Origin of the sequence: Acaryochloris marina S15, from assembly GCF_018336915.1 — a bacterium.
GTDB classification, from domain to species: Bacteria; Cyanobacteriota; Cyanobacteriia; order Thermosynechococcales; family Thermosynechococcaceae; genus Acaryochloris; species Acaryochloris marina_A.
In genome coordinates this window covers 46,361-71,174 of record NZ_CP064921.1, presented here as the reverse complement: position 1 = coordinate 71,174, position 24,814 = coordinate 46,361, and the positions used below count along the sequence as shown (strand labels likewise).

Here is a 24,814-nt window from a genome sequence, read left to right as displayed (position 1 = left end):
TAACCAACGATGCAAGACCACTATGACCTCTTAGGCTTGGCAGTTGGGGCAACCCCAACTGAGATCAAGTCCGCCTATCATGCCAAATTACGGGAATTTCCCGCCCATAAACAGCCTCAAGAATTCAAAGCAATTCGGGCAGCCTATGAAGCCCTGCGCCAGGGAGAACAGCAACCTGAACAAGATTTCTTTGAACTCCAACCGTGTCAGCAGGAGTTGGATGCGCCAGTCGTCACCCAGCTGCGAGCACGAGCTACCGCTCAAGCGCAAGTGACCTTAACAGAATTAGTGCGGCTAACATTCTAAAGTGACCAGGAGATGGACCCTAGAACATCATGACCCAATCCCCCCGAGAGCTAGCCACCCAAACTGCCAAAAACCGACGAGACCAAGAACGTCTCCTGCAAGATTTGCTGGGTATTTTAGATGCCTTAGATCATGCATGTGAGCATTGGCATCAAGCGGAACAGGACCATTTGCAGACCTTAGCAACACCTCTTTCTCAATCCCAAGTATCCTCTGCTGCTTCCTCATCCTCTTTTTTCCAAAAATGTCAGCAGTGGTTGATGTTCTGGCGAACAGAATCCCCTACATCAGTTGGCCCTGATCCATCAGAATTAGACTTTTCCCAGGAGGCGGATGGTACCCATGAGATTATTGGTAGTGCGAAAGAAGGGGTTGAACTGATCCGCCGCTCAATGCTCGATATCCTCCAGCAGCGACAGGTCGTACCCATTGAAGTGAACGGTCAACCCTTTGATCCAGAACAGATGTATGCACTAGGTCGGCAAGAAAGTGCAGAAGTAGAAGAGAATACCGTTATTCAAGAAGTGGTTAAGGGGTACTTATGGCAGAATCGGATCTTGCGTGAAGCTCAAGTGATGGTGGCTTCTAAACCCTCAGATCCAGACGAGCGATAGTTCAAGAACTTACAAAGGATAGACGATATGGGTACAGCAGTCGGGATTGATCTAGGAACGACGAATTCGGTTGTGGCTGCCATTGATAATGGCCAACCTTGGGCCATCCCAGACGAGAATGGGGAAACCCTGTTGCCATCCTGTGTGGGAATCACAACAAAGGGCAAACTCCTCATAGGCAGAGAAGCGCTTAGGCAATATGCAGCTGCTCCTGAACAGACCGTGAAATCTATCAAACGGCAGATGGGAACGGATCATAAGACGGTACTGGGAGAGAAAACCTATTCCCCCCAAGAAATCTCTGCTATTCTCCTCCGTACCTTGAAGCAACGAGCGGAAGATGCCTTTGGTGAAGCAGTTACCCAAGCAGTCATTACCGTGCCCGCCTTCTTTACAGATGCTCAACGACAAGCCACGAAGGAGGCCGGAGAAATTGCTGGCTTAGAAGTGCTGCAAGTGCTCAATGAGCCCACGGCTGCTGCTTTAACCTATGATTTCCGCAGTGAGGAAACAGAGCAGGTGCTGGTTTATGACCTTGGCGGCGGCACATTCGATGTTTCAATCGTCGAGATTACCGGAGATGTGACCGAAGTCTTGGCCAGCCATGGGAACAATCGTCTTGGTGGGGATGATTTTGACCGACGGTTGCAGCTGTACCTCACAGAGCAGTTTCGGCAAAGTCATGACACAGAGGTTCCTGCAGATCCCACCGTCCACGCCCGATTGCTCCGGGCGGCGGAAAAAGTCAAGATTGACTTGAGTGAACATGCTTTTGCGACAGCGCGTGAACCCTATTTAGTCAGCCAGGGGAAGACCGCACTGCACCTGGAAGTGGAATTAGCACGGGAGTCCTTTGAAGACCTCATTCAACCCCTGATTGAAGAAACATTGGAGGCGATAGACCGAGCTTTAGCGGATGCAAAGCTGGACAAGCAAGATTTGGATCGGGTGATTCTGGTGGGAGGCTCTACTCGTATTCCGTTAGTCCAAAAGATGATTACAGCCCATCTAGAACAAGCTCCCATTGACGGTATCCAGCCCGATTTATGTGTGAGCTTAGGGGCTGGCATTCAAGCGGGCGTACTATCGGGTGCCTCCGTCGACGCTATTTTGGTGGATGTTATTCCCCATTCCTTGGGTATTGCCGCAGCGATGAGTACCGCATTTGGCACCATGCCAGGGATGTTTAGCAGGATCATTGCTCGCAATAGTGTCATTCCCGTCTCGCGTTCTGAAGTGTACTCCACTTGCTCTGATGGTCAAGAAACGGTGGAGATTGAGGTGTTTCAAGGGGAGAATGCAGTTGCACGAGAGAATGTCCCGCTTGGGTCATTTCGGGTGGAGGGGCTGCCGCCTCGACCTGCAGGGGGTGTCCAAGTTGAAGTGCATTTTGATTTTGACCACAATGGTATTTTGACCGTGACGGCAACGGAGAAAGGGAAGGGTCAGCAGAGTACATTGATTGTTGATGATGCAGGGACGAGCCGTCTGTCTAGTCATGAGCTCACTCAATCTAGAGCTGAAATTGAATCATTGTTCGCCCAAGGTGCAGGCATTGAAATCGATGCTGATGACTCCATGCCTACTCAGACGGAGTTAATCGATCACGCCCATCGACTCTTAGAATCCATGGAGGGTGATGAAGCGGAATCGTTGCGGGAAATGCTTAACCAAGTCGAGGCGATCACCCCTGAGGATGACCCGGAATCAGTTTTAGATGTGCGCACCGCTCTAGATCTGAAACTACAGAGGTACGATCAGGTAGGTGAATAATCTCAACCCTTGGGCTTGGGAAACTTGGAAGGTGGCTCAAAATACTGAACAGGCGTATCCTTCAATACCTCACTCATAAACTCTCGCCAAACAGGGGCCATCCACCCTCCCCCCGTTGCCCCAGACCCAATCCGGGAGTAATTGTCATTACCAGCCCACACGGCCACAGATAGTTGAGGCACATAGCCCACAAACCAAACATCCCGCTCGGACGAAGTGGTCCCCGTCTTCCCCGCTGCGGGGCGACCAATCTGGGCCGCTACCCCCGTCCCGGATTGCACGACGGTTTGCAACGTACTATTGACGGAGGCAGCAGCCCAAGGATTGAGTACCTGCTTGGGTTGTGGGGTATTGTCAATCAACACTTTGCCCGCAGGATCTGTGACTTGCAAAATGGCTGTTGTTTTGGACTGCCAACCGTTATTGGCAAAGGTGGCATAAGCTGAGGCCATCTCAACTGGAGTTAAATCTACCGCCCCTAAGGGAAGTGAAATTACATTGGGAATCGGGCTCATAATCCCTAATTTTCGGCACACGTCGATGACGTTCTTGATACCCACCTTTTGCCCCATGACAATCGCGGGTACATTCCGTGATTGAGATAAGGCTTGGCGAATGGACATTGAGCCTTGAAAACTGCGGTCATAGTTTTGAGGTTTATACCGCTCTATACCACCATCATTGAAGCTCACGGGAGAGTCGTTAATCATTGAATCTGGGGTGTACTTCCCCGTCGCAAAGGCGGTGTAATACACAAAGGGTTTGAAAGCAGAACCGGGTTGTCGATAAGCCTGAGTCGCCCGATTGAATTCACTTTTTTTGTTATCCACTCCACCAACGATGGCCTTGATGAAGTGCGTTCTCGGATCGACTGCGACTAATGCCATCTGGTCCGCTGCATAGGCATAGTGTTGATGATTCCTGCGAACGGTCTTCTCCGCAATTTCCTGCATCTTCCAATCAAGAGTCGTTTGAACTCGGAATCCTCCTCTAACGAGTGCCTCTCGACCAAATCTTTCAGTCAATTCCTGAATGACGGTATTGGTGACATCAGGGGCTTGGCTCCGTTGATAGGAGGTAATTTCTCCTAAAATGATTTTCTCTGTCCGAGCTGCTTCAGCCTCAGCAGATGTAATCCATTTCAGTTCCTCCAAACGCCCCAGAACGATGTTCTGTTGTTCTTTAGCAAGGTCTAAATCTACAAAGGGACTATACCCTTCTGGTGCTTTGATAATCCCAGCCATCATGGCAGATTCAGCTAGGGTCAGATCTTCAGCAGATTTATTGAAATAACTCTGGGCGGCTGTTTCTATGCCATAGGTATTATGTCCCCAATACACTTGATTGAGGTATAGCTCTAAAATTTCATCTTTACTGAGCAGTTGTTCGATTCTCAGTGCTAGAACTGCTTCTGCGAGCTTGCGACTCAAGGCTCTTTCTGGGGTCAGATAGAGATTTTTAGCCAGCTGCATACTCAAGGTTGATGCCCCTTGTACCGTCTGACCTGCCTGGTAATTGGTGATGGCTGCCCGCAGGATACCGACTGGATTAATGCCGTCATGTTGGTAAAAGTTGCTATCTTCGATGGCGAGTACGGACAGTTTCAAGTGGGGAGAGATTTTAGCCAGTGGGACAACCTGGCGATTCTCTTCCTCATGCAAGCCCGTGAGTAACTTACCGTTGATGTCATAGATGTAAGTTGTTTCATTGGGTGAAAAGCGGGTTAATGAAGTCACATCAGGCAGATCGCGATAACTAATCGCTACCCCCATCAGTCCTCCTGCTAAACCAGCACTTCCCAGGAGGGTCAAGGTCAATATGGTGGTCAAGGTAGCATTGCCTATCCCCCTTAAAAAGAGGGTGGAGGTTGATCTAGAGGAGAAGTCTCGATGAGAAGTGGCACTAGATGACATGGTGTATTAAAGGGCAACCATGACACACTAAATTTGGAGTGTGAGGTTACTGCTAAAAAATAACTGAGAAGCTTTCTATACCTAAAGTCTGCCCATACTAAAGTAAAGTTTCACTCTCGATCTTAAAGAGCCATCATCTCTGCAAAATAACGCAACAATATGGGGATTTCATGAGCTAGTTAAACAACCCAGATTATCGATGACTGTGTTAACGACCCGTTAAAAAATTGTGGAAGCTAGTGATTCGTCAGTTTTGGGAACACCACCCAAGCGCCGCTCAAGCAAGGTATATCGTTGCCTATCTTTGATCTGCCTGACGGCCATGCTGATCGCATTCTTGGGGCTAACGAGAATCGCCAGCTTCTTGGTGTGTGTCAGTCCGGTTTAGAGTAGACTGCTCCTGAGAATGAACCTAAATTCCGCCCAAATCCCCTTTTCTCACATTAGAATGACTGCAAGTCCGCTCCCCGTGAAGCTCTCATGCCTATTTCCACTTCAGAAAAGCTCTCCCAACTTCGCCAACAGCTTCAAGAATGCACCAACCCCACCGCCGCCAAGCTGCTCAAGAGTGCTATTACAAAGCTTGAATCCCAGCTCAACTCAGTCCAGGTCCAGACCAAAGCATCCAAGATAGATCAGCGGAAGTCAGCACTTAGGAAATCCCAGAAGCAGGCCAAACAGAAAGCGCTGCACCAAGAAAGAACAACTCTCAAACCCCCTTCATTGAAAACGTTGGAGTCAAAGTCTGAAGCCGTACCTCAAGATAAGAAGCCTATACCGCTAGCTCAGGACCAGCCCATAGAACAGGCTAAGGTATCTGTTCAAGATGAGCAATCTAAATCGCCGACTGAGGATAAGCCACCAGCAAAGACCAAAGCGACTCCCAAAAGCAATAACCGTTTCCCCCCTCAAGCATTTGCAGCAGCCAAGCGCCTTGTCCTCTCTGATGAACTCTGGCAACGTCCCCGAGTCCACGGCATCACCATTGATGGTCCAACTTCGCGGGACTTAGATGATGCCATCTGGATTGAACCCACTGATTCAGGTGCTGTTTTCTCTATCCATATTGCTGACGTCTCTGAACTCATCGAGATTGATTCGAGTTTGGATCAAGTGGCAATTGAGCGCACAACCACACGCTATTTCAGTAAGGGGAATGCTCCCATGCTGCCGAGGCCGCTCTCAGAAGATAAGCTGAGTCTCCTAGAGTGCCAAAAGCGTCCCACCCTGACGATCCAGGTCACCCTCGATGCGAAGGCTCAGATTATGGATATGGAAATCTTTGAGTCTTGGCTGACGAGCCAGAAACGATTTACCTACGCTGAAGCATCCCAGCCCGATGCACACCCTGCTTTTCAAAAGACCTTAGAGATGGCCCATCAGTGGGCATTGCATTTGTACCGGAATCGGCTGACCTCTGGCGCGATTGGTGCAACCCAGACAGCCCAAGGCCAGTGGCTTACAGAAGAGGGCAGCTTGGTCCAGGGTGAACGCCATCGTAGCCATATCCTGATTCAAGAATTTATGATCCTGGCGAACCGGGCTGTAGCCCAGTGGTTGGCAGCTCAAGATATCCCGGCCCTGTATCGCAATCACACGGCCAGGGCAATTGCCCCAGATCGGGAAACAATGAATCAGACATTGTTGACGTTAGGATCTAACGCTGCTATTCGCCAACGGTTATACAGTTGGATGAACCGTGCTGAGTATGGTCCAGCGTTAATCGGACACTTTGCCCTAAACCTGCCTGCTTATTGTCACTTCACCAGTCCGATACGGAGACTGGCTGACTTGATCAACCATCGCATTGTTAAAGCTGTACTCAAGCAGAAAGAGGTACCCTATACCGTGCCTGATCTTGAACAATTGGGACAGCATATTGCCCAAGTCAGGCGTGAGGATGAAAAAGAGACCTCAGAGTACTTTAAGGCTGTGCATCAGAAGGTCTACCAAGATCAACTCCAGACACCTGAAGAGCTGGGTCGTCTTTCCAGTAAAGAATTCACTCGTTTGGTGAAGTATGCTGCTGAGAACCAGGATTTTGAGCGACTCCACAGTGAGTTAGTCAGTCGCTTGGAATCAGAGAAATTAACAGTTCAAGACTTGTACTTGTTGATGTTTCAAGGAAGTGACAGTGAATTACAGCAGCAAGTTATCCAGCATCTTACTCATCATGTTCAGGATGCAGCGAGTGTGATCAGCGTTGCCTCAAGCCAGGAAAAGGATTGGGAAGAGTTCGAATATATTGAGGTGGGGGATAGCACACCATTCACAGTCTGGTTAGAGGTCAAACAATCTGGAGAATCACTCACAACGGTTCATCCAGCAGTCCATTCCCGTAAGCAATATGCACGTCATCAGGCTTGTTTATTATGGCTGGAAGCCTATCTTGGGAGCAGCTTATTCCATCCAAAAGAGCGGGTACAGCCTCCGGTGCCAGAGCCTCAATTGTCGTCCAAATCTTCATCCTCTAGCAAGGTATCGCTGTCCAAAGCCATTCATGCTGCGTTGGTGAAACCACTCAGTGGTGGTCAGAATTTTGTTGGGATGTTGATGGATGTCTGCCAGAGATTGAGATGGGAGAATCCAGAGTACGAAATGGACAGCTCAGATGATTGGTTTATCTGTAAGTGTGAGTTGTATATTCTGGGTGAACGAATTGAAGGTAGCGGGGTAGCGAAGAAGAAAAAATTGGCTAAGAGTCTGGCTGCTAAAGAGGTACTGGAACAAGTGCGGGAGCTGGCACCGCAGCATTGGGGTGAGTGGTTTCCGGGAGTAGAATTCAGCCAACCTCAGAATTTGACCAACCAAGAAGATTGATTCCCTCCTATCTATATAGGGTGATTCAAGGCAGAGGCGAAGGTGAGAGTGGGGTGGATTAGGGGTAGGTGATGCAAGAGTTATGCTCTCGCACAAATTGACTAACTATAAAAAGCTTGTCTATCAAGTGTTTCAAGTATTATTGTCTAAACAACAATGCTACTCTGGATTGAAATATGACTAATGACGTCTGTCTCCATGAATAATCCGAGTAATGATCAGCATTCCATTCTAATAGTTGACGATGAAGCTTCTATTCGACGAATTTTATCGGCTCGACTAACGATGGTGGGCTATCAAGTCTTCACCGCTGCTGATGGCATAGAAGCGTTAGAGGTTTTTGAGCATCAAAATCCCGACTTGATTGTCTTAGATGTGATGATGCCCAAACTGGATGGTTATGGTGTCTGCCAAGCAGTCCGCAAAATATCAAGAGTTCCGATTATTATGTTGACCGCTCTCTCAGATGTAAGAGACCGTATTACAGGCTTGGAAATGGGTGCTGATGATTACATGGTCAAGCCCTTTTCACCCAAGGAATTAGAATCTCGTGTTCGGAGTATTCTACGCAGACTGGATGTGCTGAAACCCTCTAATTATCGACTTACAGGTGTGATTGAGATGGGTTCACTACATATTGATACCAATAAGCGGCAAGTGTGCCTAGATGAAGAACGGATCTCCCTCACCTATGTGGAATATAGTTTATTGGAACTATTGGCTAGTCGCCCTGGAGAAGCAGTTCCTCGTCAAGAGCTGTTAGAGAAGGTATGGGGATATAGCAAAGAGTCTATAGTTGACACACGGGTTGTTGATGTTCATATGTCTCGTCTACGTAAAAAACTCAAGGCAGATCTAGAGGAATCCGAGCTTTTTCAGACGGTTCGTGGAGTCGGCTATGCGTTGAAATACGATCAATTACACAGATTGGTAGAACATGAGGCCAGCTAGAACATCTGACGGCATCCCAGAATAGCCTAAGACAATACTGGATAACGGTGGTGGGGGCGGGGAAGCCGTTTGTGAGGAAACCGTTTGCTACACCAGGTTTCTGCTGGGAGTGCGCCGTCGAACTTGAGAAGAACTTTGCGATTTTGCAGGTGATGGCCGAAGGCCGACCGGAGGTCATCGAACTGAGGTTGCCGAAGACGATGGAGCGGATTGGGGAGATGATCGGAGTGTACCTGGCTCGGGAGCGGGTGGCTCGGGTCAGGGTGTGATCAGATAATCATGGAATACTAATGTCATCTTCCTAGGATTAATTCTTCAAGATCCAGGTTTCACACCATCCGGGGGTGTTATTTTTCCTGAATTGTAGTCAAACCACACTTTTTCCAGCAATTTTTGCCTTGTTGGAGCCACATTTGAATAGGCTTTCATGTTAGCCTGCAACCATTTTTTCATAACGGGTTGTTTGGCTAGATTCAATAATTTATTTAACTCAGCTTCTGAGAAATTAGCTTCTAAATGTGCAATGTATTGGTCTTCGATATTCCTCCAACCAGCTTCTTTTTCCACAATTTCTTGCAACCATATCCTCCATTTCTTGTTGCTCGAAGATGATGGGATTAGTGCATCAGTTGTGTTATTCAGATGTAGGTCATATTGTTGAGCGATTCCTATTTCTAAAACAACGTCTCTAACCAATTTTGTCTTAGAATCACCAGTTGCTAATGGTTCTAAGCGAACTTGCTTTGAGGTTTCCCGCTGTAAGTTTGTTTCACATGCAGTGATAAAGAGAGAAAAAATTAGCAGAAGCCTAGAAACATATGACTTAACTTTGAACATTTTAACTCCAACAGAATTGTATATCTGAGAGGCTACCGTGAAACTACTATCATTCCTGTCTTACTGCAAAGTCACCCGGAAAAGATTATATTTTCTTAGTATAAATTTACTCTCATAGCAATTCATACATGGAGTCCTGGTCAATATGTTTTGCATAATTTTTTACCAGAATTTCGAGTTGGTCGGTGGAACCAATCTCTATCCAATCGTCAATGGAACCTAGATAGCAATATCTCTGGGCTTGAAAGAGTCGCTGCTGTTTGTCCACCAAAATGAACCTAAAACCACAGGAATAAGACAGCACCTGTTGGAGGAGTTTTTGTAAGTCCTCTTGAGTTTTTCCTAGAGCCTGAGCTGTTGGAACGAGAAACTCTGAAAGGGCAGAAACATTCTGAGTTGGAGTAAAAATACTTATAGCCTCTTTCTTAACATCAACTATGTATTTATCTGCATGGGAATATTTCTCCATTCCATCCTTAACAAGGCATAATTCCTGATCGGTGATCAGCTTTGGCGGAATCTTCCTCAAGAAAACTTGGGCATTAGGATTTTCATAGATTTCAAATCCTTCTGGGATGGCCTCGGCTAATACTCCCTCAGCCTTCATTGAGAAGTGGCATTTGGGTTTACCTGTTTTAGTCTTGCCCTGATGCAAATAAAACGTTTTCTGCTTCCGGTTGGTGTAGGTTATGGGCATGAGAGTGCAATTGTTTCAAAGGCTCTGATAGTAGACTAATGTATTAGGCAATTCTGGATCACAGTTGAGGGAAAAAAGTCGCTCATCAAAATTTCGTTTAAAAGTCCAGAGCTGGAAGACACGCTTAATATCTTACAGGTGGTTGAGCTGCAGCTAAATGAAGCAATTGAGTGGATTGAGGAAATGGTCGGAGTGTGGTTGGATCGGGAGCGGGTGGCGAAGTGTTGGGGGTGATCGGTGGGAGCTACTTCGATGGCTGTAGATAGTTCTCTAGCGCTTCAGTTACAAGAGCATTGAGATTGATTCCCCGCTGCTGAGCTGCGATCGCAGCTTGTCTATGGAGCTGAGTTCCAGGTCGGATATTGAAGCTCCCCTTGAAGGAGTGCTCAGGCTCTATTGCGTTTTCAGCACAATCGGTTAGATACTCATCAATGGCTTCTTGAAACTGACTTTTCCTGCTAAGTCTTCCAGTGCTTAGTGGGTGGTATTTGTAGCCCTTAGTCTCAGCCTTGGTTAAAGTAAGTGCAGTGATACCCAGGGAGCATCTAATGAGTCCAGAGCGTTATGAGCAAAATTTTGGAACCTGTGAGTTGGGTGATCAACGATTGAATCACCGTGCATTCAGTATCGGTCGTTCTCTGAGTGAGAAATTTGGTCAAGCCCTATCGACCGTATTTGAGACTGGGAAAGCCCTCAAACGGTCTTACGAGTTTTCGCAAATGTGAAAACCAGCTTCGCTAAGATTATTTCTCCTCATTGTTCTATGACCGCTTGTAGCGTATCGTCGCAAGAGATGACCTTGAGTGTTGGCGACACCACCTTCCTCGACTATGAAGGTATCAAGCAGAAGCGCCAAGGCTATGGTCCCCAAGGCAGAGGGGGGAATGGATTATTACTCCATAGTGCCTTAGCCGTTGACCCTGAGCAGGGCCAACCCTTGGGTTTGTTATGGCAAAAAGTGTGGAATCGTCAGCATCGCCCCAAGCCCCCGAAGAATGAAACGTCCCGACAAAAGAAGAAACGTCAGACCAAAGCGCGTAAAACTGCTCGGGAGCGTCTATTTGAGGAAAAAGAATCCTATCGTTGGGTGGAAGCACTGCACGCAGTGGAGAAAGCTGTGGGTCCTTCAACTCGTATCATTCATGTCTTTGACCGAGAAGGAGACATTGCTGAAGTCTTTGAACGACTCAATACCCTAGACAATACGGGACTCGTGGTTAGAGCCTCTCATAATCGTTGTCTAGAACACGATCCTAATCGCCTGTGGGAAAAGCTGGAAGCCCAGAGTGTTCAGTTCGAGTATGAGATTGACTTACCTAAAACGAAAGGCCGGAGTGCGCGCACGGCTAAGTTAGCTGTGAGATGTTGTCTTGTTGAACTTCAAAGACCAGCCCGACTAGCTGCCAGTCACCCCCTTCAGGTTTACGCTGTCTATGCAACAGAAGTAGCCCCACCTGAAGGGGAAGAAGCAGTGTCATGGATGTTGCTCACTAGTGAAGTCGTGACAACAGTAGAAATGGCCCAAACCATTTTGCGTTGGTACACCTACCGTTGGCGAGTTGAGGAGTATCACAAAGTTCTAAAATCGGGCACTCAGGTGGAGCGATATCGGTTGGCATCTGAGGGAATGAAAACCTTATTGGGATTCCTGTGTATCACTGCTGTAGAGCTGTTGCGTGTGACTTATTTAGAACGAACACAACCTCAATTACCTGCACAAGATGTCCTCACGCCTTTACAGATCAAAGTTCTCATTGCCAAGACCCCGAAGGTACCTAAAACATTAACGGTGGCATGGGCTGTTCAAGCAGTTGCACGACTCGGGGGATATCTGGAGCATCGTCGAAACACACCGATTGGAATTCAAGTTCTGTGGAAAGGGTGGGCGAAGCTCAATGACCTGATTGAAGGCTGGCTGTTAGCTACCCAGGAGACTTAGCAGGAAAAGTCAGCTTCTTGAAAAGCTGCTTTGAGTGATTGAACATCAGTCCCTTCATAGCTAATTAGGCTGCGGATGAACTCAACCTTGCCATAAAACACTTCATCTTCGTTGCTGAAATGGACAGATCCAAAATAACCTTGATATTCGATCATATTTTTCATATCAGCCTTTCCTCCTCTAAAATGTCGATGACTTGTTCAATTTGATATTTCTTCAATAGGTTGCGCGGATGAGGTTTATGAAGACTGATGACAAGGCCATCTGAATTAATGAAACGTCTCCTAGACCCGCCAGTTTTACCGGTGGAGACTTCAGAAAATTGAAAGATGGACAATAGAACAACCAACTCATCCCAGGTAAAGTCTTTAGGGCGTGTGAGGAAACGTTTGATGAGCTTTTCTTTCCGGGTCATGCTCAGTACCAGCGCTATTCTCATTATCTAAAGGTTTCTCAACATTTGCAACTAGAAATAGTTGCAAATGTGTTCATTTCAGGGATTGTTCACTAACCCAAAAGCCTGAACGTACCTACCCTCTCTTACTCATGGTGTCAGAGGTCTATTAGGTAGATACAGCAAAACAATTGACAAAACTAAAAGTGTGACTATCATGGCTGCAACGTCATCAGGTGTGGGCCATGTTTGATCGCAAAGAGGAACTGTTTCAGGCAGTCTTGAACAAAGCCTTTCAGATGCTAGAGCACTTCGTTTTGGGGATTGAACTTCCCAATTGGTTGGCCCCTTTAAGTATGTTGGGTCTGTTGGCTGCATTTATCAAGTTGCTACCCTCTATCCAAAAAGGATCATTGCTAGCGGGTATTGGGGGTTACTTACTGTTAGGCTTATTGCTGGTCAATGCGATGGCGTTATCATTGTTTTTGTTCTTACCAGGGAAGCTGATTCGGTTTAAGTCTCCATTAGCAGCACAAGCGGGGTGCCATCTACTGAAAATATTGTTGATGGGTTTCTTTGTGATGCTGAAGAATCTGGTAGCTTTTTCCCTACAAGTGCTATTTGACCTGTCGATATTACTGATTGCTGCCCTTACTTATCCATCTCGTAAGGCTCCAATTTACCTGAACCCATGTTGAGTTAAGCGCGATTAGATTGGATATATTACCCACGCAAATACTCAAACGATTAAATTTAGCCCCTCACTTTGCTTCAAAGCCAATTTTCAGCTTTGGATTCTTCGATCAAGATGGTCGTAGTTTTTTGGCTCTCCGGTAATTAGCGTGGTGACACCCTACATATAGTGTTTATTCCTTAGTCATCCCTATGGAATGATCTGAGGAGGTACTTCAGAACGAGAGTGTCATGGATAACTCAATTCGCATTCCCCTCAACCTTCCCGATGTTCAAGTTCTAGAGCTATCGAAGACGGAACGAGGGGATTGGCTGATCAAAATTGAGAGTACTCTGCAAGGAACAACCTGCCACAAATGTGGACATGAGATTACTGACCTTCATTGCCATGATCAGGCTCTTCGAATTCGTCACTTGCCATTGTTCGAAGTACCAGTGTATTTAGAAATTCGGCCCAAGCGCTATCGATGCGGGTATTGCGATGACCATCCCACAACAACTCAACGCTTAGAATGGCATGAACCTCGCAGTCCCAATACAAAAGCTTATGAGCATTGGCTTCTGCGTATCCTGATCAACTCAACGGTCTCAGATGTTGCTAGAAAACTAGGCGTTAGTGAGGATGTCGTCAGTGGCACCATTGATCGCTGGATTGCCTGTCAAGTTGACTGGAGCGAATATTTAGATCTCAAGGTTATCGGGATTGACGAGATTTCTCTGAAAAGAGGCCACCGTGATTTTGTAGTTTTGATCACGATTCCTACCACAGGCGGAGTCGACATATTGGCAGTTCTGGCCGACCGCAAACAACAGACCGTTGCAAATTTTCTTCAATCGATTCCCCTTCATTTACGCCAAACCATTGAGCGGGTTTGTACTGATATGTATCAAGGATTTGTCAGTGCAATCCGTGAACAACTCCCTCAAACAAAAATTGTCATTGACCGCTTTCATGTGGCCAAAGCCTATCGTAATTGTGCCGATACAGTTCGTAAACGGGAGGTCAAACGTCTACGCCAAGAACTCCCTAAGCAAGACTATGACAGTATCAAAGGTGCGATGTGGGCCTTTCGAAAACGGCCTGAGAATCTCCAGGAGTCAGAACAACAGTTGCTTGAGCGAGTGTTTGCTTATTCTCCTGAGATGAAGCAGGCCTACAAACTCCGAGAGGAATTGACACAGATATTTGAGGGTAGGTACACCAAAAACGGGTTAGTGTCTTGATTTATTCGCCATGAGCTGGAATAGCTGAAATGCTCTGATAATAGAGAATTCGGAGCACTCCTTGATGAACATTTCCCAACGTGAGCAGCAGATTATCCGTATCCAGTCTCAAAGTTCATATGCCTCTATTAACAAAGCTTTAGAAGCAACCCTGCGCCTTGAGGCTAACCGAGTTACCCAGATAGCAGTAGAGTCAGCACTAGACGAAGAAGTCCAAGCTTATCTATCAGAGCTTCAAGGGACTCGCCCTCGACGTTCAGGCTATTATCAGCGGGTTCTTGATACCCAGTACGGCAGGATTGCTCAACTATCTGTCCCGAAACTACGGAAAGGGAATGCAGACCGAGAGTGGAAGATTCTAGAGCGTTACCAACGAGCCCTCGGTAGCCTTCTAGAGTTTTGCCTGGGCTTGTATGTCATGGGTTTATCGCTTCGAGACTTGCAAGAAGCTCTCTATGAGATCCTGGGAGCAGTTTTATCCGTGAATGCCATTAACCGGATTACTCTCAAAGCTCAGAAGCAAATGCTCCAAAGTCGTCAAACTCGTCTTGAGAAAACCCCTTTTATTCTGATTGTTGATGGAGTGTGGGCGAGTGTTCAATGCGCCTCCGAAGACTTTTGGGAAGACCAAGCTGGACATATCCGGAAGCTACGTCGTGCGGAAGACCGAGTCATCTTAGTGGCCATGGCGATATGGCCAGATGGGACACAAACCGTTCTTCATTACGAAATGGCTGTCCAAGAATCTGAGGCAGCCTGGCTACTGTTCTTTGAGCACCTGCGGCACCGAGGATTGCAAACCCATTTGGTGAAGCTGATTGTCAGTGATGGCACCACTGGACTACCTAAGGTAATTCGCGCTCTGTTTCCCCTCGCACAACATCAACGATGCATTACCCACAAGGTTCGAGCGATGCTCCGGCATTTGGGCTATGAGCAATTGCCACACCTGGATGCTCAAGGACAAGAACTCTCCCACTCTGAAGCAAAGAAGCTGCGATATTCACAAATTAAACACGATGCCTATGCTATCTATAAAGCGCCAGACTGGGAAGAAGCGATTGTGACGTTGCTCGTGTTTGCACAGAAATGGACAGACCTTGAACCCGATGCTGTTAGAACCTTCATCAAAGATTTTGCCCTGACCTTGAGTTTCTATGATTTTGATGAATCCCTTCATTCGCTGATTCGTACTTCCAATGCGCTAGAAAGGCTGTTCCGGAAATTCCGAACCAAGGCTGACGAAATTGGTGCTTTCCCAAATGAGGAGAGCTGTTTAGCGATTTTCTTTCTCGTCTCTCGTAGGGATCATGCCAAGCATGATCGCCTCAAAAACCGTGGCGAATAAATAGGGACACTAACAAAAACGGAGCTAAATGTGCCATCCGGGCTTGGTGTAAACGAGTCCTCAAAAGTGACATCAAGGATTTTGAGAGTTTCCTGACCACTGTCAACAATTGGATGGATGAGATGACCAACTATTTTCTGGAGGGATGGACCAGTGGCTTTGTCGAAGGATTTAACAACCGAGTTAAGGTCCTAAAAAGACGATGCTACGGTATTTTCGATATTGAAAGGCTCTTCCAAAGGATTTCGCTTGACCTCAATGGGTATCAGACTTTTGCCTTGACCTAAACACTATATCTAGCGGCTATCACGCTAATTCCCAGAGAGCCTGACTTAGGCTTACAACAAATAATATTTGTACTAAGGCGATTTCTGGGAAAGAACTCACGGACTAAATTGGCTTAATGAGGATGTCCCACTTGGGTAATTGAGGATTTCTTTCCAATCGTTTCTCAATCCCTTTCATTGCTTTTTTAGTCAACGAAATCCCTGTTTCATAAATCTTCTGTGTCAAAGTTATAACGGGATGCTTACCCTTCCAAGTCATGGTTCTAGCCCATCCCAACAGGGTATCAACATCGGTTAACAAAGTTCCGTTCCAGTGTTGCTCCAAAATCCCCCAACATCGTTCAATGGGGTTGTACTTGCTGTGATAGGGCGGATAGTACAGCAAGTGAATAGCGGTGCCGATGTGATCGCTAAAGGTCACAAGTCGATTGAGGAACTGAGTGCGTACCCCACTATTCTCAGGACCGTTATCCAACTTGATCTGGATGAGCTGAAGGGTTTGCTGTTCGTTGAGGGCAAGGGTGTTCCACCAATCCTGGAGATTATCGACCATAAAATCGCTCGTTTTGTGGGAATTACCAAAGGTGATGTGTAACGTATTGGTGTCCTCATCTAGGATGCCGCAGGGAATATATTTTGGCCCACTCCCCATATCGTGGTCACAAGCTTGCGTTTGGGTTCGAGTCTTGCCCCGACGCGAAGACTCCCCCAGTTCAACGGTGGCTTTGCAATCAATACTCAACCGTTTGACCGTGCTGTCAGAGTCGTATTGGTCTTTGTGTTTGAGGTTGTCAAAGATGGCATCAGTTTCCGGCAGTTTTTTTGGGGTTTAGCTTTGAGGACGGGGCGGAGTCGATAGCCTAACCGATTCAAGACGACGGCCATCGTACTCTTTGCAGGGATAGACTTGGGAGGAAACCCTTGTCCACTCAGGTGTTCGATAGCGGCAGCTGCTGTTAAGCGAGTATAGGCAGTGGAGCTGGAAAAGGTAGGGTCTTGTTGGCTATGGGCTTCTGCGAGTTCCCGTAAGGCTGTTGCGACCTCTGGGTGAAGGTCTTCCCAACGTTTCTTACCACAGAAACCGGACTGAGCACCCGCACAAATCATCCCTGTTCGCTTCTCGCCTAAACCTGTTGCCACCGTATTGCGACCCCAACCAAATATCAGTTCTGTGAGATTGGGGTTCCCGTTACAGTATTTGAGGGCGATGTCTGCCTGGAAAGCACGACGGCGGATTCCTGTCATTTTTGAAGAGGCAAATTTCAGATCTTTAATTTGATTCCACGTTAATTGTTCACGCATACTCAGAGTTAGATTCAATGCATTACTATCGCATCAAGTGACCGAAAATCCCGTGAGTTCTTTCCCAGAAATCGCCTAAGGTCAGAAAGCTATCCTGCAATGCAGATTCGCCCAAATCATATCCTTCAACAAACTTTTTTAAGTTTTTGCATAGTAGAACAAATACCCATAGAAGAATAAAAGCTGAGATGCATTTTGCAATATCCATGCTGTTTATAACCCAACACAATTCACACAACACTCAAAAGAGAAAGGATGTAATTGGGCGTATTTAGCGGATCGGGGATGCCTTAGTTTTCGGAATGGTCACCTCTGGGAATAAGGAGTCAAACCGTTCATTGACCCAGGCAATTCTCAAGATCAGTAAATGGTTGAAACCATCCTCACTCCAGCGCATGCCAACTCCCTTAAAGCGCTGCTGAATCAACCACTTGCATGCACTTTCAACCATTCCTGACCCGAGAGGAATCTGTTGCTGTTCAAAGTGCCGATAACGGATGTGGTGATGATGGCGTTGGAAATAAGCCTGCACCTGGAGCAACGTTGAAAAAGACTTTCCCGTTAACAGTTGTGAGTGAATCAATATCGTCAAGGACCGTAATACAAGTAGGTGTTGCCCGTGTCGCAATTGGTGTCGCCAGTGCCGGAACCAGGCTTGGGCTTGAGCAGAGCGGGCATCTCCAAACATCGCTTTAGTTGCTCGTGCCAGATGGCCTGCTGAATGAAAAAAGTCGAGGACTGCCACAGCACAATGAGAGAACAAGGTGCGATAGACTCGCCAGAAGCCTCGTCCCCCATCACTGAGCCAGATGACTTTTGGAGCAGATTCAAAGTCTTGTTTGTGAGCTTCGAGTTGAAGTAAAGGGATGAACTGGTCGATATCGCCCAATACTGCCACCAGTCTTCGACGCAGTAATTGGGGGACCTCCTTTTTAGCTCGGGTAACCCGTGTTCCCAGGCGAGCTAAGATGGCGACTTTGACTTCTCGCCACTGGATTTTTCCCTTGGGTGAGTTCGGGGTGGGGCGAAAGGGGACCATCACACCATCGGCGGCAATGGCCAAAGGTAGAGCAGATAACATCTCTGAAATCGCTTCACAAGGGGCCTGAGTCCCTGATGATTGAGCGTTGAGTTGAGCTTCTAATTCCTGCTGAGCTTTGTTACCCACGGATTGCACCCAGTTCCACAAACTGGATGGACTCACGGATAGACCACTCCACTGACCCAGCATCCAACTGGCCAGTTCATAGGGCATGAACAGACTCAACAAGCAGCCCAGACGCACCAGTTCTTCGCTGCTGTGCTGATAGGGGGGAATCCCAATGGCTTGATCCAGGGGAGTCAACAGACTGCCTGGACATCCTTTGGGACAACGGCCCACCCGTCGCTTTCAAGAGATAGTGCCTACCAGTGTCTGCATCTGACGAGATTCCCATCCCTTCGAATGTAAGCGGGTTCCGCAGGTAGTACATACAGGCCATACAAATACTGCTTTCGCGCGCCTTGAGAGTTCATCCTCCAGAAGACAGCGAGCTAGAAACAAGCCCATTTGCAGAACGATATAAACCATCTGACTCAGGCTGGTTGATACTTTGAGTGCTTCAGTTTGTTCTAGAAATTCGTCATGGGCTAGCACGGTTAGCAATTGCGATGGTAGGGGCATGATAGTTTTTTGGTTCGGGTACAGGATCTATTGTCCTTGACCCGTTTTTCTTTGAGCCATGCATCCCCGATCCTTTGCTTACGCCCGATGTAATTAGAGTGGGTATGGTTCAAGTTCTAGTATGCCAGGATAACGCTCTTGTATAATTCAAAAATCCATAAGCCCCTTGCATAGTAGTACTTCTAATCTTTTTCTTTTCAGCAAAAGTGTTACCCTAGTTTGAAGAGTGTAAATACTTGATAGCTTGAAGTCTTAAAACTCTCTTCAATATTGGCTTTCGGCGATCCTGTGAGAAAAATTAGGCGTATGTCGGCTTAACCCCTTAAAGGGGTGAAAGTACTGGAAACTCGTGGAATTTGGGTGGAGGGGGCATGGAGATCGGGCTTATTGAGAATGAGGCAAGAGTGATTTAAGGGTACGTCAATGGTCCTTATCTACACGTAGCTAATTCGTTCCACTGTTCTGAAACATCCAAATCTTAATATGAAAAATTAGTGCCTATAGTGAAATTGAGTCACGGTTTTTAGCAATACTGTTCTACTCATCATCCGTTAATTGAGTTAAATGAATGTGCTTATAACCGAGCTTGATTTCAAACTCATCGCCAGTCTGTAAACCCATCCTTTCGGTGTAGGTAGACCCGATAACCATCTGCCCATTCTGATGAACTTTGATCCGATAGGTTGCCTCTCGACCTCTACCGTCGCTATTGGCATCACCATCTAGTGAAATGCCCTTGGCTTCCAAAATGGCATTCATAAAACCACTCAGGTTAACTTGCTTGCCGACTACATAGCCACACTCTTTCGCTTTTTCCCGCTTTGATAGGTGAGATAAGTCCTTGAGCTTACTGAGTAGTTCTTTCCCGACCAAGGGTTGAATATCTTGTTTCTTTGCGGCTGTCTTTTTCTTTGCGGCTGCTGTTTTTTTAGCCATTAATGCTGTATGTCCTTGACTGAACTAAATTGCGAACGATTTAGCCTTTAAAATCACTGATTCTAGAAACCATTAGTGTTTTGTGAGATTTATTGTAAATATATTACGCTTCCTGTGCGCATCTTTGGATCTTCTCTAGTCTATGTCTTACAACGTATGGTGACTACGAAACATCACCATCAGAACAACCCTTGTAAGATTTTCTGCTGAAGAGGCAAGGCTTGCTCAGCAGAAAAACAATCACACAATAAGGTACAACCGTAGTAATAGTTACTCAGGGTGATGACGGCTTCAGGATGATCGTAGGCGAGGGTAGGAAACCGAAATTTTTTAGATCCGAGAAAGGGATGTTCTTCTTGATCCGGGTTAGAAATATCAGCCACTAATTTGCTTTTTTCAATAATTTCTTGGCGCTTAGAGAGTTTTGCCAGCTCTTCAAGTCGACGGACCTCCCCTGAAAAGTACTGCCTACAGACTGGAGAAAATTGGTCTGGATGTTGGAGCACATAGTCAAAGAATAAGGCTCGGACCTCATCGATGGTCTCAAGCGTCTGATTTTGTTGTTGCAGTTCTTGTTGATGCCAGACATGTACTAGAGCATCGGCAAAATCAAAATTTTTGCCAGCCTTGAGACTGCGTTTTGGCACTGGCCCAAGATTGCACTTGAAGCAGTGAGCTAACACTAAGTCATGGCTGAATTGATAGCCCACATCAAAGACTCGACTGATCCGACGTGCCGGGTCAAATCGATAATAATAGTCTGAGCAAAAGGCACGGATGGTGATGGCAGATTGAATAGGATGGGTATCTAAACTTTGGCGGGCTGAGGTTGGGCTGGACCTGTGAGTTTTGAAAAGATGGATGATACGGGTTGCGATCTCACCTCCCTCCTGAACCTGCTCCAAGGCTTGTGGATCCTGACCCTGTAAATAGTCGCTAAGTCTAGTTTTGAACGTCTCCAAAAAACCTTCTGCTTTTTGAAGGGGAAGCATTTGAGCAATAAACCAAAACACTTCATACCAAGCAGAATTAAACAGATGGGTTTCATTGAAAAGGACTGAGAATGCAGCCTCGGTATCTGTGTTGATTTCATCAAGGAGGGCTAAAGCCACAAAATATTCATGAAACGACAGATGCGAAAATCGATAGTGATTCCATGAATCCTGAGTGATGATGCCGTAGCTCGCCTCCAACTCCCGCAAAAACTCAGTGGGTGATAAACCGCCCTGTATCTCAAGATCGATACTCGCATGGCTTAGAAATGCTCGCGAAGCCGGAAAAACTTTGTCATCATAGTCAAAGGCTGCTCTAGCTATAGTCTTCAATAACGTCATTTTCTCTTGATAGGTCTGGGCAGGGATGACCGTGGCTGCAGGCAGCATATGGCCATAGTTCAAATCTCCAAGAATATGTTCAAACGCCATCTCGTAAATTTGATGCCGCTTTTGCGGTTTTTCGCGAGCGGATTCAAAAGCAATACATAGAAGGGTCAATAACAAGGGGGTACTGGCTAAATCGAAGCTATCTCTGAAGTCAGCCTTGTTTGTGTTTAGCCAAGCCATGAAAGAGGTCGCCTGATCAGGAGTAGCCCGAAACCAATGCTGGGCAAATTCTTCAATCTGGTTGTCCGTAAATTGCTGAATCGTGGCTTGGGTAAATTGTTCATAAACCTGACGACTAGCTGCTGTTCGACAGGTAATCACAACTCGATTTTTGTAAAACAGGTCAAACTCGGTTAAAGCCAGGGTCTGAGCCTGAGCCACAGGAATTTCGTCTTCGCCATCCAGTAACAATAAAACGGCCCCCTGATCAAAAAGCTGCCGGAGCAGAGCCGGATCTAGGCCACAAGTTTTCCCATAAACCTCACTGATACAAGTCAAAAGATCCTGCTGTTTCAAGGGTTGGGCAATGTCTCGCAAAGCCACAAAAATAGGCACTACTTCTGGCATCAGTTTTCCCTGAACGCATTGCAGAGCCAGGTATTTCAGAAATGTAGTTTTACCCGATCCAGGCAGTCCTAAAATATGAAGATGGGAGTATTTTTCAATGGCCTCTTTGCCATTAAGACTTTCTGTCAACTTTGTGATGGTTTGGGTATCATTCCCCGCCGAGGGATAGATACTATCTCCCTGTAAAACCCGCAATTGGGTATAGATTGCTTCTACAGGCTGAGCCTTATCCATGCCGAGAATGCGTATAGCACCACAGCGTTGCTCAATATAATCTCGTAGTTGTTGGCGGGCTTTTCGTACTTCCGGTGACCCCTGAGAAAACTGAGGTGTAGGAGCCATACCCTCAGCAATATCTTGCCAAGGAATCTCTAAAAAATCACAGATCTCTTCAAACTTCTGGGACCAGATCTTTTCCCCCCTCAAAAATTTGCCGACCACAGAGCGATCAATTCCCAAGGTTTGGGCCATACCCTGTCGGGTCAAGCCCTTCCGTTTGAAGATTTGCTGGGCTTGCTCTACTCCTTTTGCAGATGCTTGCAGAGCGGGTTTGCCTCGATTGGATGATGCCATGATGATATTTTAGGCTTGACTTGTGGATATTATGATGATTTTATGAAGAAGTTACGCAAATAATATCATCAAGAATACAAATAATAAGCATTATGAATCGTATTATGTCGATTTATTGATGACATCTGTAGGCTGACTTCTATCTTACTGAACCACAGGCGATTTCGGTGTTTGCCCTGACGTTCATCGCAGAAGTGATCTACTCAATCTACTACTTCTGAGAGTGATGGTCTTAATTTGCTCTCATAGCAAGGCAACTGACCCTGAAACATGTGTCGCTGCTTTCAAAACAGGAAAAATTTTAGGAGGTAGCTCATGAAACACATCCCAAAATTATCAAGCATCCTAGCTATCTACCCGATACCTTTTTGTTTCAAATTAATCCAGATGGCTTACTTCTTCACCTGTGATACTACCAGCAGAGATCAATTGAAATCACAGCTTTCTGAATGCTCTGGCAAGTTTATAGAAAATGACCTGAGGTTTAACTGTGAGGCATCTATATTTCCCATGCTTGTTACTTCTTGGTATGAGTTGCATTGCACTCTTTTCACCACTTAAAGGCCAGCCTCAAGTCAACACAGTTGATGCCTATCAATCTGAATCTAAACGATTAAAGGTAGAACCTCAAAGGTCTCGTAGCGGAGGAGGTCCTGAACATCTAGAGGATTTAGCTCGACCTGGGCAAAATCAACTATCCCATGGATATTTTTGAATACCCTTCTTTCCTAGAATTCAAGGTAAATGCGCATGTTTGTAATGATCTGTCTTGCGATTGCGATTGGTATTAGTTGCGGGGGAGGGATTATCGGCTTGATTTGGTGTCATCGAGGCAATCAAGCTGTTGACAGTTTCATGCCATCGGAGCAGCTAATCGGCTTGTACGGAGTGGTTAACATTCCGTTTGGACATGGCCACCCAGGAAAGGTACGAATCAATATCGGTGATTCTGTCCTCAATCTGCGGGCCTTTGCCTACGATTCGGAGGATTTTGAACGGGGCAATTCGGTTCTCGTTGTAGCTGTTGAAGACAATTATGTCCTGGTCATCTCTGAGGATAGTTTGTATATCTTGGCCCAACAAGAATGTATGGGTCTTGGTATTGACCCGCTTCTAAGAGATTACATATAGTACGCTCCCCACTCATTTCTACAGCAATCAGCATTTTCGATAGAGGTATTTTGCGATGAATCAGCAACTCATCTTGTCCCAAAGATTGGATGCCATCTTGGCCCAGTCAACAGAAAAGACGACTTCCTCCCAAGAGATTGAGTCCTCTGTTAAAGGACCTTCGTCTCCTAACCTATGGAGTGTTGGCTTGCCCCTGACCGTAACTGTCTTAGGCAGCTTGGTCGGCATCTGGTTCTTAAAAGCTTTTTTGGTCATTTGCAAACCGAATGAAGTGGTTATTCTCTCAGGACGCAAGTGGAAGACCCCCAATGGTCAAAAGCTAGGGTATCGGGTATTGACAGGGGGCCGAGCCATTCGAATTCCGATTGTAGAAACTGTTAAGCGGATGGATGTAACGACGATGGCAGTACCGGTGGAAGTCCATAACGCCTATTCTAAGGGCGGTATTCCCCTGCATATTCAAGCGATCGCCAATATCAAAATTTCGAGCGATTCGCGGGTGGTTGGCAACGCCATTGAACGCTTTCTAGGTCACAAACGCACTGAAATTATTAGGGTGGCTCAGGAAACCCTAGCCGGATATCTGCGGGGCGTGGTGGCAACCTTGACCCCTGAACAGGTGAATGAGGATCGCCTCCAGTTTGCTGAACGCATCGCCTCGGATGTCAGTCGAGAACTGAGAACGTTGGGTCTACATCTCGATATTCTCAAAATTCAAAGCGTGGCCGATGATGTGGACTATCTCAGTTCGCTGGGGCGACAGCGGATTGCCATGATCTTGCGGGATGCTGAGGTGGCAGAATCCGATGCACTCACGACCGCAGAACAGATAGAGGCGGAATGCCAAGAACAGGCGGCAGTTGCCCAAACCCAAGATCGAACCGTAGTTTTAGAGCAAGAAAATCAACTCCGCAAAATTAAAGCTAAATTGGAGCGCCAGGCCCGATCTGAAGAAGAAATTACTGTGGCCGCAACCAATGAGCGGCGGGCTAAAGTAGAGCAAATTTTGCAGAAACTGCGGGCTGACGTAGAGCGGCTGCGGTTGCAGGCTGACCAAGTCCTACCGGCTCAAGCCCAGCAGCAAGCAGCCGAACTACGGGAACAAGGTGATGCAGCGATTTTGGCAGAAAATGCCCGAGCGGCAGCCCGGGTCAATGACATGCTTGCTGAAGTGTGGCAAGACATTGGTACCGATGCCTCTCAAGTGTTTTTGATCCAGCAAATTGAAACTGTGTTGCGGGAAGCAGTCCAAATTCCTGAACGACTTCATCTGCACCAGGTCAAGGTGGTGGATAACGGCGATGGTGAGGCCGTGGCTAGCTTGCTGAGGGTTTACCCCCAAGTGGTCCACCAATTTCTTGATAGCCTACACCAGACTTTGGGCATTGACATCGTAGGTACCTTGACCCAGACCCATGGGCCGCAGTCTCTTACCCACCCTTTGCCTCAACAAGGAGCATAATT

Annotated in this window: 18 protein-coding genes and 5 pseudogenes; 13 read left to right on the top strand and 10 right to left on the bottom strand. The window is 46.7% G+C overall.

The features are described 5' to 3' along the window. Window positions 1–9 precede the first annotated feature (9 nt). Genes I1H34_RS00285 through I1H34_RS00275 form a run of 3 tightly spaced genes read left to right on the top strand, consistent with a single transcriptional unit; the run spans window position 10 to window position 2,693 of the window. Window positions 10–306 (top strand): J domain-containing protein, encoded by a 297-nt coding sequence (locus I1H34_RS00285; protein WP_212661614.1) that lies wholly within the window; start codon window positions 10–12, stop codon window positions 304–306. 29 nt (window positions 307–335) lie between these two features. Further along, entirely contained in the window at window positions 336–920 is a 585-nt protein-coding gene (locus I1H34_RS00280) for a nucleotide exchange factor GrpE (protein WP_212661613.1), read from the top strand. Window positions 921–947: 27 nt separating this feature from the next. Continuing rightward, window positions 948–2,693, top strand: coding sequence for an Hsp70 family protein (locus I1H34_RS00275; protein WP_249369194.1), 1,746 nt, complete (start codon window positions 948–950; stop codon window positions 2,691–2,693). Between the two features lie 2 nt (window positions 2,694–2,695). On the opposite strand, the gene I1H34_RS00270 is transcribed toward I1H34_RS00275, so the two are convergent. Beyond that, window positions 2,696–4,606 (bottom strand): transglycosylase domain-containing protein, encoded by a 1,911-nt coding sequence (locus I1H34_RS00270; RefSeq protein ID WP_212661612.1) that lies wholly within the window; start codon window positions 4,604–4,606, stop codon window positions 2,696–2,698. Window positions 4,607–5,086: 480 nt separating this feature from the next. On the opposite strand from I1H34_RS00270, the gene I1H34_RS00265 reads away from it, so the two are divergent. Further along, window positions 5,087–7,426: an RNB domain-containing ribonuclease gene (locus I1H34_RS00265; protein ID WP_212661611.1), complete on the top strand. Its 2,340-nt coding sequence runs from the start codon at window positions 5,087–5,089 to the stop codon at window positions 7,424–7,426. A gap of 183 nt (window positions 7,427–7,609) precedes the next feature. Beyond that, window positions 7,610–8,377: a response regulator transcription factor RpaB gene (gene rpaB, locus I1H34_RS00260; RefSeq protein ID WP_212661610.1), complete on the top strand. Its 768-nt coding sequence runs from the start codon at window positions 7,610–7,612 to the stop codon at window positions 8,375–8,377. A 315-nt stretch (window positions 8,378–8,692) separates the two neighbouring features. Here rpaB and I1H34_RS00255 read toward each other — a convergent pair whose 3' ends face one another. The 3 genes from I1H34_RS00255 to I1H34_RS31960 all read right to left on the bottom strand — a co-directional run bounded on the left by I1H34_RS00255 (window position 8,693) and on the right by I1H34_RS31960 (window position 10,308). Then, entirely contained in the window at window positions 8,693–9,214 is a 522-nt protein-coding gene (locus I1H34_RS00255) for a DUF2059 domain-containing protein (protein ID WP_212661609.1), read from the bottom strand. 112 nt (window positions 9,215–9,326) lie between these two features. Next, complete coding sequence (locus I1H34_RS00250) at window positions 9,327–9,911, bottom strand: hypothetical protein (protein ID WP_212661608.1); 585 nt, start codon at window positions 9,909–9,911, stop codon at window positions 9,327–9,329. Between the two features lie 244 nt (window positions 9,912–10,155). Further along, window positions 10,156–10,308: a toxin-antitoxin system HicB family antitoxin gene (locus tag I1H34_RS31960; RefSeq protein ID WP_249369198.1), complete on the bottom strand. Its 153-nt coding sequence runs from the start codon at window positions 10,306–10,308 to the stop codon at window positions 10,156–10,158. Between the two features lie 151 nt (window positions 10,309–10,459). On the opposite strand from I1H34_RS31960, the gene I1H34_RS00240 reads away from it, so the two are divergent. Further along, a complete protein-coding gene (locus I1H34_RS00240; protein WP_212661557.1) occupies window positions 10,460–10,636 on the top strand; it encodes an IS4/Tn5 family transposase DNA-binding protein in 177 nt (58 codons plus the stop codon). Continuing rightward, complete coding sequence (locus I1H34_RS00235) at window positions 10,633–11,850, top strand: IS4 family transposase (protein WP_212661607.1); 1,218 nt, start codon at window positions 10,633–10,635, stop codon at window positions 11,848–11,850. The genes I1H34_RS00240 and I1H34_RS00235 overlap by 4 nt, the downstream gene beginning before the upstream one ends. Before the next feature lie 11 nt (window positions 11,851–11,861). Here the strand turns inward: I1H34_RS00235 and I1H34_RS00230 are convergent. Further along, window positions 11,862–12,014 (bottom strand): annotated as a pseudogene (locus I1H34_RS00230) (type II toxin-antitoxin system HicB family antitoxin); the annotation flags it as partial. Next, a complete protein-coding gene (locus I1H34_RS00225) occupies window positions 12,011–12,265 on the bottom strand; it encodes a type II toxin-antitoxin system HicA family toxin (protein WP_212661605.1) in 255 nt (84 codons plus the stop codon). The pseudogene I1H34_RS00230 and the gene I1H34_RS00225, both read right to left, overlap by 4 nt. A gap of 224 nt (window positions 12,266–12,489) precedes the next feature. On the opposite strand from I1H34_RS00225, the gene I1H34_RS00220 reads away from it, so the two are divergent. From I1H34_RS00220 to I1H34_RS00205, 4 genes and pseudogenes are all read left to right on the top strand, one after another. Continuing rightward, window positions 12,490–12,942 carry a hypothetical protein gene (locus I1H34_RS00220; RefSeq protein WP_212661604.1) on the top strand — a complete coding sequence of 151 codons (453 nt, stop codon included), beginning with the start codon at window positions 12,490–12,492 and terminating at the stop codon, window positions 12,940–12,942. 226 nt (window positions 12,943–13,168) lie between these two features. Further along, window positions 13,169–14,149: pseudogene (locus I1H34_RS00215) on the top strand (ISL3 family transposase); the annotation flags it as partial. 76 nt (window positions 14,150–14,225) lie between these two features. Next, complete coding sequence (locus tag I1H34_RS00210) at window positions 14,226–15,509, top strand: IS256 family transposase (RefSeq protein ID WP_212661567.1); 1,284 nt, start codon at window positions 14,226–14,228, stop codon at window positions 15,507–15,509. Window positions 15,510–15,523: 14 nt separating this feature from the next. Then, window positions 15,524–15,796: pseudogene (locus I1H34_RS00205) on the top strand (transposase); the annotation flags it as partial. A 103-nt stretch (window positions 15,797–15,899) separates the two neighbouring features. Here I1H34_RS00205 and I1H34_RS00200 read toward each other — a convergent pair. The 4 genes and pseudogenes from I1H34_RS00200 to I1H34_RS00180 all read right to left on the bottom strand — a co-directional run bounded on the left by I1H34_RS00200 (window position 15,900) and on the right by I1H34_RS00180 (window position 22,219). Then, a pseudogene (locus tag I1H34_RS00200) lies at window positions 15,900–16,903 on the bottom strand (ISAzo13 family transposase). A 466-nt stretch (window positions 16,904–17,369) separates the two neighbouring features. Beyond that, window positions 17,370–18,761, bottom strand: a pseudogene (locus I1H34_RS00195) (ISKra4 family transposase). A 537-nt stretch (window positions 18,762–19,298) separates the two neighbouring features. Next, complete coding sequence (locus I1H34_RS00185) at window positions 19,299–19,697, bottom strand: AbrB family transcriptional regulator (protein ID WP_212661602.1); 399 nt, start codon at window positions 19,695–19,697, stop codon at window positions 19,299–19,301. A 179-nt stretch (window positions 19,698–19,876) separates the two neighbouring features. Further along, the gene (locus I1H34_RS00180; RefSeq protein WP_212661601.1) at window positions 19,877–22,219 is read right to left on the bottom strand and encodes a helix-turn-helix domain-containing protein; all 2,343 of its coding nucleotides are present in this window, start codon (window positions 22,217–22,219) and stop codon (window positions 19,877–19,879) included. Window positions 22,220–22,969: 750 nt separating this feature from the next. Here I1H34_RS00180 and I1H34_RS00175 point away from each other — a divergent pair. Then, on the top strand, window positions 22,970–23,350 hold the full coding sequence (locus I1H34_RS00175; RefSeq protein ID WP_212661600.1) for a hypothetical protein: 381 nt from the start codon (window positions 22,970–22,972) through the stop codon (window positions 23,348–23,350). Window positions 23,351–23,405: 55 nt separating this feature from the next. Continuing rightward, a complete protein-coding gene (locus I1H34_RS00170; RefSeq protein ID WP_212661599.1) occupies window positions 23,406–24,812 on the top strand; it encodes a flotillin family protein in 1,407 nt (468 codons plus the stop codon). The last annotated feature ends 2 nt before the right edge of the window (window positions 24,813–24,814 follow it).